Raw genomic sequence first — 13781 nt, 5'->3', positions numbered from 1 at the left:
TCCCCCCTTATAGCGCTGGTCTTTTTTTATGGAAATCGGTTGCTTGCTCAAACACATGAGCCACTCTATAAAGCGAGCTTTCATCAAAATGCTTGCCAATCACTTGTAAACCCAGTGGTAGGCCTATTGAAGAAAAGCCACATGGAACAGAAATGGCTGGAACGCCTGCTAAATTCACCGGAATTGTCAAGATGTCATTCGCATACATCGTAAGTGGATCTGCTATCTTTTCGCCGATTTTAAAAGCTGGTGTTGGTGTAGTAGGTCCGATAATGACATCGTATTTCGCAAATACATCTTCAAAATCCTTCATAATTAGCGTGCGAACTTGTTGAGCTTTTTTGTAGTAAGCCTCATAATAACCTGAGCTTAAAGCAAACGTTCCAAGCATAATTCGACGTTTGACTTCATCACCAAATCCTTCCGCACGTGATTTTTTATAAAGATCAATTAAGCTTTCCGGATTTTCGGTGCGATACCCGTAACGAACACCGTCAAAGCGGGCAAGATTTGCTGATGCTTCAGACGAAGACAATAAATAGTACGCGGCTACACCATATTTACTATGCGGAAGCGAAACTTCTTCCCAAGTCGCTCCTAACCTTTCAAGCACCTCTAATGACGCTAACACTGATTGGCGAGCTTCTTCTCCAACACCTTCGCCCAAATACTCCTTTGGCACGGCAATTTTCATCCCTTTAATATCGCCTGTTAATGCCTCTAAAAAGTTTGGCGTCTCCAGATTGGCTGATGTAGAGTCTTGCTCATCATAGCCCGCGATAGCTTGCATTAAATAGGCATTATCCTCCACATTTTGAGTGATTGGACCGATTTGATCTAACGAGGAAGCGAAAGCAACCAAACCGAAGCGAGATACTCGACCATAGGTTGGCTTCAAACCGACCGTCCCAGTGAAGGCAGCAGGTTGCCGAATTGATCCACCTGTATCTGATCCCAAGGCGAACGGGACTTCACCCGCCGCTACAGCTGCAGCCGATCCACCAGAAGAACCACCTGATACAGTCTCTAAGTTCCATGGGTTACGAGTTTTTTGGAGAGCTGAGTTTTCAGTTGATGATCCCATTGCAAATTCATCCATATTGAGCTTCCCAATAGTAATAGATTCAGCATATTGAAGCTTCTTCACTACGGTTGCATCATAAATTGGGTCAAAATTTTCAAGCATTTTACTGGAGCAGGTTGTGCGAAGACCTTTGGTCACGATATTATCCTTTAGGCCAATCGGCATTCCAAACAGTAACCCTTTCCCTTCCTCTGTTCCCAGTTTTTCATCTTGCTTTTTGGCGAGATCACGTGCTTTTTCTTCGTTTAAAGTGACAAATGCCTTCACTTTGTCATCGACTGCACTGATGCGTTTGAATGAATGATCAACTAAATCGGTCACTGTAAGTTCTTTTTTATGTAATAATTGCTGAAGCTCAGACAATTTATGATCAAATAATGACACAATACTTCCCCCTTAATCCATAATCGATGGTACAACAATATGGCCGTCCTTATGCTTCGGCGCATTCTTTAACACTTCTTCACGAGCAAGTCCTTTCACAGACTGATCTTTACGGAAGACATTTTTCAAAGGAATCACATGAGATGTTGGCTCCACATTACTCGTATCAAGTTCATTTAATTGTTCGGCAAAGCTAATAATTGAATCTAATTGTTGTGTGAATTTCTCTACTTCTTCTTCAGACACAGCTAGTCGAGCTAAGTTAGCTACATGTCTTACTTCATCTTTTGATATTCTCGTCATTTCCTTCACCTCCAAATGGTTGGAACTCTCTCAATGTTAAACACATCTTATCAAACCTCGATAGAAACTGACAACATTTTACGAAAAATCGCTTGGAAGTACGCTTACTTACTATAGAACCTCCTTATCAATAACGGTATGAGCCAGTTTTTATGGGCTCTGACTTACTTTTATCTATCTTAATATGACGTTTCATTCATCATAAAAGGTGAGTTCTCAGAAATTTGATCTTTCGGACAAATATAATAATCTTAATAACTATGCCCCTGTCCTTTCTGGGCTAATCGATCCATGATTATATTCACCTTTTAAAAAAATGGGATATTTTTTTAAAGATATAAGAAGGGTGGGTGAATACAAAAAGGACTACCGCCAGTGAGCAACCCTTACCATAAATTCTATAAAAATGAGGACATTCACATCTACCTTTTTCCCTGAATCTTACTTGAGCTTTCAAAAAACATAAAAATATCCACTCTATTCCCGCACTTCTTCAAATGCTTCATGTTGCTTCGTAATATCCCGTTCTAATAGAACTCACGATGGAATCATATTAAGGAATTACTTTCCCTTCAATTGTTTTAGGAAGGCTCATTTCGTATGCATTGTGTCTATTTCATATGATTTTTGGTTAAGTCCTTCATTTCACTACTAATTCCCATCAAAAATAGACGAAATGCTGCCCGGTAAAAAAGCCACAAACTTTGCGAAAATACCTATTAGAAAAAACTGTACCTATAAGGATACAGTCCCCTTCTTTCAGTTCACCCGAGATACCTTCTACATAACGCGGGAAATATTGTTTTTAAAGCATTACGCACTTCACCCTTCTGGACGAACATTTGTACAATCATATTAAATTCTAAGTTAAAGGGTTACTCGTTTGATTTTTTAAAAAGCTTTTTAAATAAGGACATTTTTTTTTGATTTTTAGGAGCAGATACTGATTTTGGTGTATCTGATAAAAAAATGTCCTCCTTATCAATGGCGAAATCATGCGCAAATACAAGTCCATACTCACTGTTATATTCCTTATTTGTCACCATTGTGTATTGAATGCTGTGCTTATTCGATTTCTTAATATAATCCGACAAATACGAGTAGTTCATATTTCCATTGAGATAGAGATGAGCTCCTGCATTCTGCTTCATAAGGTCTTCCACCTCTGGATATACTCCACTTCTACGCACCTGACTTTGAGTGAGCGCAATAACCACTCTTTCACGCAACGTTCCCAAATACCTTCTCCGTTCATCTGGGTTGATTTCTTTTGCTCCATAAATCCCGTCCTGTAAATAATCGTCGACCGTTTTCTTCGACATCAGAAAACCTCCTTTTACCCTATTCTAACCTTGGTACTTCTTCTCTACTACTGTATGAAAAAGAATCAAAAATGTAAATTGAATTTAATGGGACCTAGGGTTTTCCAATGGAAAATACCTCTCATCTATTACTTTTTATCTTTTATACGAAAATACTTGGCTTTCCTACTTTAAAATTTCGATCTCAATCAAGCACCTTCATTGCTTGTGAGTGACGGAGCACAAATGCTTACATTCATAAAAAGGTAGCATAACCTTGCTTCGGATCTATTCAGATAGTTGGCAACAAGAAAGAGTACTATCAAATGTCAATCAAACGTTTGATTGAACTTCTGTATCCCTTGATATCACTTGCTTTAGTCCCTTTGTTCAATCGTTTGATTGGTTTTTTTCTCTGCTTTTTCTCCTATTCCCAGTTCACGATCCCCTTTTTTCAATCAAACGTTTGATTGAACTTCTGTATATTTTGGTATCACTTGCTTCACACCCTTTATTCAATCGTTTGATTGGTTTTTTTCTGCTTTTTCCCTTTTCTCAGCTCACGATCCCCTTTTTTCAATCAAACGTTTGATTGAACTTCTGTATCTTTTGGTATCACTTGATTCACACCCTTTATTCAATCGTTTGATTGGTTTTTCTCACTACTTTTTTTCTTTTCCCAGCTCACGATCTCTTTTTTTCAATCAAACGTTTGATTGAACTTCGGTATCCTTTGGTATCACTTGCTTCACACCCTTTATTCAATCGTTTGATTGGTTTTTCTCACTACTTTTTTTCTTTTCTCAGCTCACGATCTCCTTTTCTTCAATCAAACGTTTGATTGAACTTCTGTATCCCTTGATATCACTTGCTTTAGTCCCTTTGTTCAATCGTTTGATTGTTTTTTTTCTCTGCTTTTTCTCCTATTCCCAGTTCACGATCCCCTTTTTTTCAATCAAACGTTTGATTGAACTTCTGTATCTTTTGGTATCACTTGCTTCACACCCTTTATTCAATCGTTTGATTGGTTTTTTTCTGCTTTTTCCCTTTTCTCAGCTCACGATCCCCTTTTTTCAATCAAACGTTTGATTGAACTTCTGTATCCATTGATATGACTTGCTTTAGTCCCTTTGTTCAATCGTTTGATTGGTTTTTTTCTCTGCTTTTTCTCCTATTCCCAGTTCACGATCTCCTTTTTTCAATCAAACGTTTGATTGAACTTCTGTATCCCTTGGTATCACTTGCTTCACACCCTTTATTCAATCGTTTGATTGGTTTTTTTCTCTGCTTTTTCTCCTTTTCCCAGCTCACGATCCCCTTTTTTTCAATCAAACGTTTGATTGAACTTCTGTATCCCTTGATATCACTTGCTTTAGTCGCTTTATTCAATCGTTTGATTACGGAGTTTTAGCAATGAATATTGCTAAAACTGCAGTATATAATCCGGAAAAGATAGGTTTTGGTGTATCTTTCAGCCTACTTTCGATCGAGATCAATACAAAATTTCATATACAACAATGTATACGAAAGGAGCCTACGGTTTACTATTTGCTAGTCATATAAATTAAACCCACTGGCAAAAGCCAGTGGGTTTAATTTATATAACTACTTACCAATTTACGATTATTTTGTGCTTGTAAATTGTTCTTCTTCAGTAGATCCTTTTAATGCTGTAGTAGAAGAATTTCCACCTGTGATGGCGAGTGACACTTGATCAAAATATCCTGTCCCTACTTCACGCTGATGACGAGTCGCTGTGTAACCGTATTTTTCAATGCCAAATTCAGCTTCTTGTAACTCAGAGTAGGCAGCCATCCCTCGCTCTTTATAGCCTCTTGCCAGCTCAAACATAGAGTGATTTAAAGCATGGAAGCCTGCTAGTGTAACGAATTGGAACTTATACCCCATTTCTCCAAGCTCCACTTGGAATTTAGCGATGGTTTCATCATCTAATTTTCTCTTCCAGTTAAAGGATGGAGAGCAATTATAGGCTAATAATTTACCTGGGAACTTTTCATGAATCGCTTCGGCAAAGCGACGGGCTTCCTCAAGACTCGGTTCAGACGTTTCACACCAAACTAAATCAGCATACGGAGCATACGCTAATCCTCGCGCAATTGCTTGATTAAGGCCTGCTCTCGTTCTGAAAAATCCTTCAGGCGTACGCTCACCAGTAATAAACTCCGCATCGACTGGATCAACATCACTAGTAATTAAATCAGCTGCATTGGCATCAGTCCGGGCAACAATTAAGGTCGGTACGCCCATCACGTCTGCCGCTAAACGAGCCGAAATTAAATTACGAACTGCCGTTTGGGTCGGTAATAATACTTTTCCTCCCAAATGACCACATTTTTTTTCAGAAGATAGTTGGTCCTCAAAATGTACAGCTGCTGCTCCTGATTCAATCATGCCTTTCATTAATTCAAACACATTTAATTGTCCTCCAAATCCTGCCTCTGCATCGGCAACAATCGGTACAAAGTAATCCAGTTCATCATCACCTTCCACGAATTGAACTTGATCCGCCCGCTGAAGAGCTTGGTTGATACGCTTAACTACATGTGGAACTGAGTTGGCTGGATATAAACTTTGATCGGGATACATATGTCCTGAAAGATTCGCATCTGCCGCTACTTGCCAACCACTTAAATAGATGGCTTTTAATCCTGCTTTTACTTGCTGAACGGCTTGATTTCCTGTTAAAGCTCCAAGCGCATTAATGTAATTTTCTTCACGAAGTAGATTCCATAATTTCTCAGCTCCACGACGAGCTAGCGTGTACTCAATATCAATTGAACCGCGAAGTTTAATCACTTCTTCCGCTTCATATGTGCGTGTAATACCATCCCAGCGTTGATCCATTTCCCAGTTCTCTCTCAACATGTCGACTCGATTTTGTTTACTCATTTTCATTCCTCCAATTAGTTTTCTATATTTTTTAGACTCAATTAAATACTGATGTTGTTACTCCCACTCTACAAATCCCAGAATTGGAATGCTTTTTTTCAGGTTTTCGCTTTCTCTTCGAAGTTAGCATCACCTCTTACCTTATTGGGTGAAATCTGTCTGTTTACTGCAGAAGTTTATAACCTGGAATAGTTAAGAAATCGACAAATTTATCTTCCTTGATGAGCGAGTCAAATAATTCAACCGCTTGCTCATACCTACCATTTTTATAAATCTCTTGACCAACTTCCTTCTGGATATTTTCTAGTTCTTCCTGTTGCAATTCATCGTACAGCTCCAATGAAACCTTGCGACCATCCTCTAACACACCTTTTGGATGGCGTAACCACTGCCATAACTGTGCACGAGAAATCTCGGCTGTTGCAGCATCTTCCATTAAATTATTGATAGGCGCAGCGCCTCTTCCGCTTAACCATGAAGCAATATACTGAATTCCTACATTAATATTTAAGCGAACGCCTTCTTCCGTGATTGTTCCTTGTGGTACATCCACAAGCTCTTCTGCTGTCACCTTCACTTGTTCTTGTTTTTTAGTTCGAATCTGATTTGGTTCACTCATTTCACGATTAAAAGCCTCATAAGCGACGGGAACTAATCCTGGGTGAGCCACCCATGTACCGTCATGACCATCTTTTGCTTCGCGCTCTTTATCTGCCCGTACCTTGTTATACGCTTCTTCATTCTTTTTTTCATCGTTCTTCACTGGAATTTGCGCGGCCATTCCACCCATTGCTGGTGCTAACCGTTTATGACATGTTTGAATCGTCAATAGCGAATACTTTCTCATAAAAGGAACAGTCATTGTCACTTGTGAACGATCTGGCAAGATAACATCCTCTTTTTCACGCAGCTTTTTTATATAACTAAAAATATAATCCCAACGTCCACAGTTTAATCCTGCCGAATGCTCTCGAAGCTCAAATAAAATTTCATCCATTTCAAATACAGCAGGCAGAGTTTCAATTAAGACCGTTGCTTTAATGGTCCCTCTCGGAATCCCAATATATTTCTGAGCATATACGAATACATCATTCCATAAGCGAGCCTCTAAGTGACTTTCTAGTTTAGGTAAGTAAAAATAAGGACCTCGGTCTTCCTGAACTAAACGGGCAGCATTATGGAAGAAAAATAAACCAAAGTCTACGAAACTAGCAGAAATCGAGTGACCGTCTAAAGTAATTTGTTTCTCTTCTAAATGCAAGCCCCTTGGTCTAACGTTTATAATGGCCGTTTCTTTGTTTAACACATAGTTTTTCCCATTTTGCCCCCCAAATGAGATCGAACCACAAACTGCGTCTCTCATATTTATTTGACCTTCTATCACATTTTCCCAAGTGGGAGAAGTCGCGTCTTCAAAACAGGCCATAAAACTTTTCGCACCCGAATTTAGTGCATTAATCACCATTTTCCTATCGACAGGGCCAGTAATTTCAACTCTTCGATCTTGTAATGCTTCAGGGAGAGGAGCAATCGTCCAGTCGCATCTTCTTATATGTTCCGATTCAGAAAGAAACGTAAATTGCTCTCCTTGATTCAACTTTTCCTGTTTTTCCCGTCTTGCTTGTAAAAGATCTAATCGATGAACACCGAATCTCCTTTCAAGTTGCTCAATAAACTGTAGAGCTTCCGGCGTTAAAATCTCTTGAAAACCTTCTTCCATCCTTCCGTTCACTTTAATACCTGCCGTTTGTGTTGTCATTCGCAGTTCCCACATCCTTTTTAGCTTTTTCATTTCTATTATTACTCTGCTCTACTTTGTTATAATACAGTTTTATTTTTATATTTGTATTATATAACAGTGATTCCGAAAAGGAAACACCTTATGCCTAATTTTTCAGAATTTTTATTCGACATGTTTTTCAAACCCGCTTAAAATAAAAACCCCCTATGGCGAAATCGCCATAGGGGTTACCCAGTTAAATTGCCCAGACCGTATATTTATAGTCTAAAGCGGGTCTTTATGTGATTGATGTTTCATTGTCATTTTCAATAGCTTCATCAAATTCTGCTATAATTGCTTTGCGCGGATGGTTTCCGATATAGCTGAACACCACAATTGCAATCGATGCTAATATAAATCCAGGTACGATTTCATATAAATCGAACTTAATGAACTCAATCTCCGTTAATTGCTTCCAAACCACAACGGTTACAGCCCCTGTAATAATACCAGCTAATGCTCCTAGTCCATTCATTCTCTTCCAATAGAGAGCGAATAGTATAACCGGGCCAAAGGCAGCACCAAAGCCACCCCAAGCATAACTAACTAAGTTTAGAATTGACCCGCCGCTAGATTTGTTTCCAATATACGCAAGTGTGATCGCAATCACAGATATGACAATAACACCCGCACGTCCTACCCACACTAATTCTTTATCAGAAGCATTTTTTCTAAATAATGCTTTATAAAAATCTTCAGCAAGAGCACTAGAAGATACAAGTAATTGTGAATCAATCGTACTCATAATAGCTGAGAGGATGGCAGCTAATAAGATGCCTGATACCCACGGATTAAAAAGGACATCGGCAAAATAAATAAATACTTTTTCTGACTGATTGATTTCTCCAACAATCAACGGGTCATCAGCAAAGTAAGGAACACCTGTGATTCCGACAACAATGGCTCCAATTACTGAAATAATCATCCAAGTCATCCCGTAAAAACGGGCTTTTGGCACTTCTTGGGTTGAACGAATTGCCATAAATCGGGTGATGATATGAGGCTGTCCAAAATATCCTAATCCCCACGCTAAAAGTGAAATTACTCCTAATGTGGTTACCGAGTCAACCGGATCTAAGAGAGAAGGATCAATTGAACGTACTTGATCAAGCGTACTTCCAATCCCACCTAGTTCATAAATCGCTACAATTGGAATGATCACAAGAGCACCAAACATTAATAACCCTTGAAAGAAATCGGTCCAACTTACAGCTAAGAACCCACCTAAAAACGTATAAGATATAATCACGACCGCACCAATAAAAAGAGCCATATTATACGTCATATTGAAAGTTTCTTGGAATAATAATGCCCCTCCAACTAAACCAGAAGAAACATAAAATGTGAAGAAAATAAGAATAACTAGTGCAGACACAATACGTAGCACTCTAGAAGAATCTTTGAAGCGATTCTCAAGAAAATCAGGAACCGTAATGGAATCATTCGCAACTTCTGTATACGAACGTAACCTTGAGGCAACAAACTTCCAATTGAGGTAAGCACCGACAATTAGACCAGCACATAACCAGATAGCATCTAATCCAGTTGCATACGCAAGGCCTGGTAACCCTAATAGTAGCCAAGAACTCATATCCGACGCTCCTGCACTTAAAGCAGCAACCCCTGGTCCAAGACTCCTTCCTCCTAATACATAATCTGATAAATTACTTGTTAACCGGTACGAAATAACCCCGATTGCAAGCATAGCAATTAAATACACAATAAATGTTATTAAAGTAGCAGTATCCATGAAATGTGGCATTCTCCTTTTTTAGTAGTATGTTGTTTAGAATGAATCAAAGCAGACTTTCTATGATTCTTGTAAAGGATAAAAGGTAGCGAACCTATGCATGCATATTGAAAAAAAATTCATATTCATATCTAGTGAAAAATATATACACACTTTGCATGTTTCGAAACAGCTTATTAGCACCTAATAACCGTAACACATATAAATTATCTGAACAGATTGAATTTTCGTTTTTATTTTTTAAAATGAATAAAAATTCGTTATTTTTGAATATAAACTGTTTATGGAAACATCTAGATAATATCTATACACAAAAATTCATAAAATTAAATTTATCAAAACTACAATTTTAAAGAGAATTCATAAAATATTGTTTCCTTTCATCTTTTGGGTCTATTGACTTTTAAATTCAGTTTTAAGCTTTCAAGCCTTTTAGAACCGACTAAAATTCCTCAGTTGATACCTAAGTGGGGATACCTTCTAATTTATACTGTATCCATTGAATTACCCCCTGATACTGTCGCTTTTTGTTCTTATGCTGTTAGAAATGTAAAAAGTAGGTGAAGATGGTTATCGGAATTACAGAAAAACTCTCAAAAAGCTGCTCGATCGGACCCAGTAGACACAAAGGCAAAAATCATGAGATTCGTTTTTTTATAAATCCATAAAATCATTATTTGAAAAGTAATATTCCTATCAACTTCATACTGCAGCTCCGAAAGATGAAATAGCTGCTTACTTATGTGAAAAATCTGATGCAAATAACCGATAATATTTTAACTTCATTCCATCAAATAATGACGGCAGTCCACTAATCAAAATAATCCCAATAGTACTAAGAAGAGCTCGAACACAGAATTTAATAAATTTACCAACCTATTTCCATTTTATGTAAATAATAACATATTTATAGTGGAAGGTGCCCATTCTGAGGCGAAAGTCGAATGACGCAACCCCCTAGCCTGTATCGACCTTATAACTAGGATCCCCCGAATCTAGAATTCCTGCAAAACAAAAAAAGCCCTATAAAAGGACTTGATTTTACTACTCATATATATGAACAAAAGGTTCTTCTTTGCCTGCATCACGAACAAATAAAATTTCAGGACCATCAACTGACGTAACGGATATTTGTAGCGACAAATAGGAAGGGAAATGATCAATAATTAATCCCTTTAAATATTGAGCGAAACCAATGGTTTCAGCTTTTCCGTAAAACTGAATCGGAATTTCTATCTTCAAGTCCGATAATTGATCCCCTCGATAAAAACCCGTTCCAATCACACCATTAAAGTTTGGAAAATAGGCTTCCACGTCGTCTTTAAAGTTTTGGAAATACTGCCAATCGTCACGATGGTCTTCCTCGGCATCGTTTGATGGGAAAAGATAATATTTCTCATTAATATCTTGCCAACTAGAAATATTCGTTTTACCTTTGTCTATAAAAGTGGACGAAATAAAATTACCTGGAATGACCGCTGATTTCTTTTGTTGGTCAAATAGTGTAACCATAATAGGAATGTCGCTTATTTCTTCATCTGCCCTTAGTCTATTGACAATTTCTTGTGCGACTTTTTCCCCGTATTTGACGCGATCAGCTTTATCTACCTTATGCTCTTTGACATAAAATGTACCGTCTGCTTTCGTTTCTCTGTAATAATAAACGGAGTTCAAGGCTATTCCGATGGTCATTCCAGCGAGCTTCACTGCATTTTCTTCTGATTTCACGAAATAATCATGCTCTAGAACATGAGCGATATACAAAGGATTATCCTCATGTGCTTGGACAAACCCTTTTTCCTTTATCTCAGCTTCCGAAAGCACCGGATTCAAGCCAAGATTGTCTTCTTTATCCATCTTATACTCTTCCATCTGCTCTTCTGTATACTCTCGACTAAGCCATGCTTTGATTGTTTCTCCATCTAGCTTTTGCCCCTCACGAAACACATATTTTTCAGGGGAGAATTTGGATTGAGCTAGGCGCATCAACCCCGTTTCGAATTCAACCACATCATAGCGGGTGTTAATATTTGTGACGACATTTCCCCTTGCGGCACTTTCTTCAAATGGGAGAAGAACTTTGTAATAGTCTTCTGACACTTGAAAAGAAGGGATGATCCCCGTTTGACCTTGTTTGTTTTCATTTTCTTCCACAACTTTTTCTTCCTTTTGAAATGCTGGAGCACAACCGCTCATGATGAGCACCATTGTTAAGGACACGAATAACCATTTTTTCATCTGTGTACACCTCTTACTTGCTAAGTTCTTCGACAAGCTTCTCTTCATCCCAAACCTCTAGACCGAGCTCTCTTGCTTTAGATAACTTAGAGCCAGCGTCTGCACCTGCGATGAGAAGATCTGTTTTTTTGCTGACGCTTCCCGTTACTTTTCCACCTAAGCTCTCGATTTTTTCTTTTGCTTCACTTCGTGATAGTTTTTCAAGTTTTCCCGTTAGCACGATGACTTTACCAGCGAACAAGGAATCAATATCCTCTACCGATACAAGCTTTGGACCTTTATAGGTCAAATTCACGCCCGCTTCCTCTAGTTCTCTAATAAGTTCTTGTGCTTCCTCTTTCTCAAAATACGTGACTATGCTATCCGCCATTTTATTTCCAATCTCATTGATAGTGATTAGTTCTTCAAGGGTAGAACCTTGTAATTTTTCCATAGTTTCAAAATGCTGAGCGAGTGTTTTTGCTGCTTTAGCACCTACATGGCGTATTCCCAAGCCAAATAGTAGTTTCTCTAACGAATTTTCTTTCGTTGTCTGAATGGCTTGAATTAAATTTTCAGCTGATTTCTCACCTATTCGCTCAAGTGCAACTAGTTGTTCTTTCGTTATTGAATACAAATCTGCGACATCGACGATTAAGTTTTCATGAAAAAGCTGACTAATCACTTTTTCTCCAAGCCCATCGATATTCATAGCATTACGTGAAACAAAATGAATGAGTCCCTCACGAATTTGCGCTGGACATTTTGGATTAATGCACCGAAGTGCGACCTCTTCTTCTATTCGCACGAGCTCACTTTCGCACTCAGGGCAATGAGTAGGCATATGGTACTCTTGTTCCTCTCCTGAGCGTCGATCCAAGAGGACATTGACAACTTCAGGAATGATATCGCCTGCTTTTTTTACCACAACATGGTCACCAATGCGAATATCCTTCTCTCGAATTAAATCCTCATTATGAAGGGAAGCACGTGAAACAGTAGTTCCCGCTACCTTTACAGGATCCAAAATTGCTGTTGGGGTTATCGCACCTGTCCTTCCGACACTTAGCTCGATATCCCGTAATACCGTGATAACCTCTTCCGCCGGAAATTTAAACGCAACGGCCCAGCGCGGACTTTTCGCCGTAAAGCCCAACTCTTCTTGCTGAGCGAGAGAATCCACTTTGATGACGATTCCGTCAATATCATACGCTAAATGTGGTCTTTTTTCTTCCCACTGTGACACATATTGAATGACTTCGTCTATATCTTCACTTATTTGACGCTCTTTATTGGTTTTAAAGGAGAATTCATCTAGTAGATTCAAGGCTTCACTATGACTTGTTATTCCGGTTTCTCCTGAATCTGCGATACTATAAAGAAAGACATCTAAGTTACGAGAAGCTGCAATCTTAGGATCTAATTGACGAAGAGATCCAGCTGCAGCATTACGCGGGTTAGCAAATGGCTCTTCTCCATTCTCATTCTTAAGTTTATTCACATTATCAAAGGATTTCTTTGGCATAAACGCTTCTCCGCGCACTTCCATTGTGAGCGGTTCTTCTATTCGTAAAGGAATAGAGCGAATTGTTCTCAAGTTAGCGGTAATGTCTTCACCGACCGAGCCGTCTCCACGTGTAGCTCCTTGTACAAAATAACCATTTTCATACCGGAGGGAGACGGCGAGGCCGTCGATTTTCAGCTCACAGACGTAGCGAAAATCTTCCCCAACATTCTCTCGCACCTTGCGATCAAAATCCCGTAAATCTTCTTCATTAAATGCATTGCCAAGACTAAGCATCGGCGTGCGGTGTTCCACTTTTTGAAATCCTTCTAAAACAGCTCCCCCTACACGCTGTGTTGGGGAATCTGAAGTAAGTAAATCTGGATATGTTTCTTCAATTGACACTAGTTCTTTCAATAATTGATCATATTCTTGGTCGTCCACTGAAGGAGTATCTTTTACATGATATTCATAATTATAGTGATTTAATAACTCTTGTAACTTTTTTGCACGTAATTCTGCTGTTTGATGGTCCACTTAAAACAGCT

Annotated in this window: 8 protein-coding genes; all 8 read right to left on the bottom strand. The window is 38.7% G+C overall.

What is annotated here, in order from left to right; all coding sequences use genetic code 11:
* Positions 1-7: 7 nt before the first annotated feature.
* The 8 genes from gatA to ligA all read right to left on the bottom strand — a co-directional run bounded on the left by gatA (position 8) and on the right by ligA (position 13770).
* A complete protein-coding gene (gene gatA / locus U8D43_RS02680) occupies positions 8-1468 on the bottom strand; it encodes an Asp-tRNA(Asn)/Glu-tRNA(Gln) amidotransferase subunit GatA (RefSeq protein WP_335869428.1) in 1461 nt (486 codons plus the stop codon).
* A 12-nt stretch (positions 1469-1480) separates the two neighbouring features.
* Positions 1481-1771 carry an Asp-tRNA(Asn)/Glu-tRNA(Gln) amidotransferase subunit GatC gene (gene gatC / locus U8D43_RS02675; protein WP_335869427.1) on the bottom strand — a complete coding sequence of 97 codons (291 nt, stop codon included), beginning with the start codon at positions 1769-1771 and terminating at the stop codon, positions 1481-1483.
* 875 nt (positions 1772-2646) lie between these two features.
* A complete protein-coding gene (locus U8D43_RS02670; protein ID WP_335869426.1) occupies positions 2647-3093 on the bottom strand; it encodes a YueI family protein in 447 nt (148 codons plus the stop codon).
* Positions 3094-4695: 1602 nt separating this feature from the next.
* Positions 4696-5982, bottom strand: coding sequence for an isocitrate lyase (gene aceA / locus U8D43_RS02665; protein WP_335869425.1), 1287 nt, complete (start codon positions 5980-5982; stop codon positions 4696-4698).
* Between the two features lie 163 nt (positions 5983-6145).
* The gene (aceB, locus tag U8D43_RS02660) at positions 6146-7741 is read right to left on the bottom strand and encodes a malate synthase A (RefSeq protein ID WP_335869424.1); all 1596 of its coding nucleotides are present in this window, start codon (positions 7739-7741) and stop codon (positions 6146-6148) included.
* 259 nt (positions 7742-8000) lie between these two features.
* Positions 8001-9512 carry a sodium/proline symporter PutP gene (gene putP / locus U8D43_RS02655; RefSeq protein WP_335869423.1) on the bottom strand — a complete coding sequence of 504 codons (1512 nt, stop codon included), beginning with the start codon at positions 9510-9512 and terminating at the stop codon, positions 8001-8003.
* Positions 9513-10556: 1044 nt separating this feature from the next.
* A complete protein-coding gene (locus U8D43_RS02650; RefSeq protein WP_335869422.1) occupies positions 10557-11750 on the bottom strand; it encodes a CamS family sex pheromone protein in 1194 nt (397 codons plus the stop codon).
* 13 nt (positions 11751-11763) lie between these two features.
* Positions 11764-13770 (bottom strand): NAD-dependent DNA ligase LigA, encoded by a 2007-nt coding sequence (gene ligA, locus U8D43_RS02645; protein ID WP_335869421.1) that lies wholly within the window; start codon positions 13768-13770, stop codon positions 11764-11766.
* Positions 13771-13781 lie beyond the last annotated feature (11 nt).

This window comes from Bacillus sp. 2205SS5-2, from assembly GCF_037024155.1.
In the GTDB taxonomy this organism is placed as follows: Bacteria; Bacillota; Bacilli; order Bacillales; family Bacillaceae_K; genus Bacillus_CI.
This window is presented reverse-complemented; position numbering and strand designations above follow the sequence as displayed.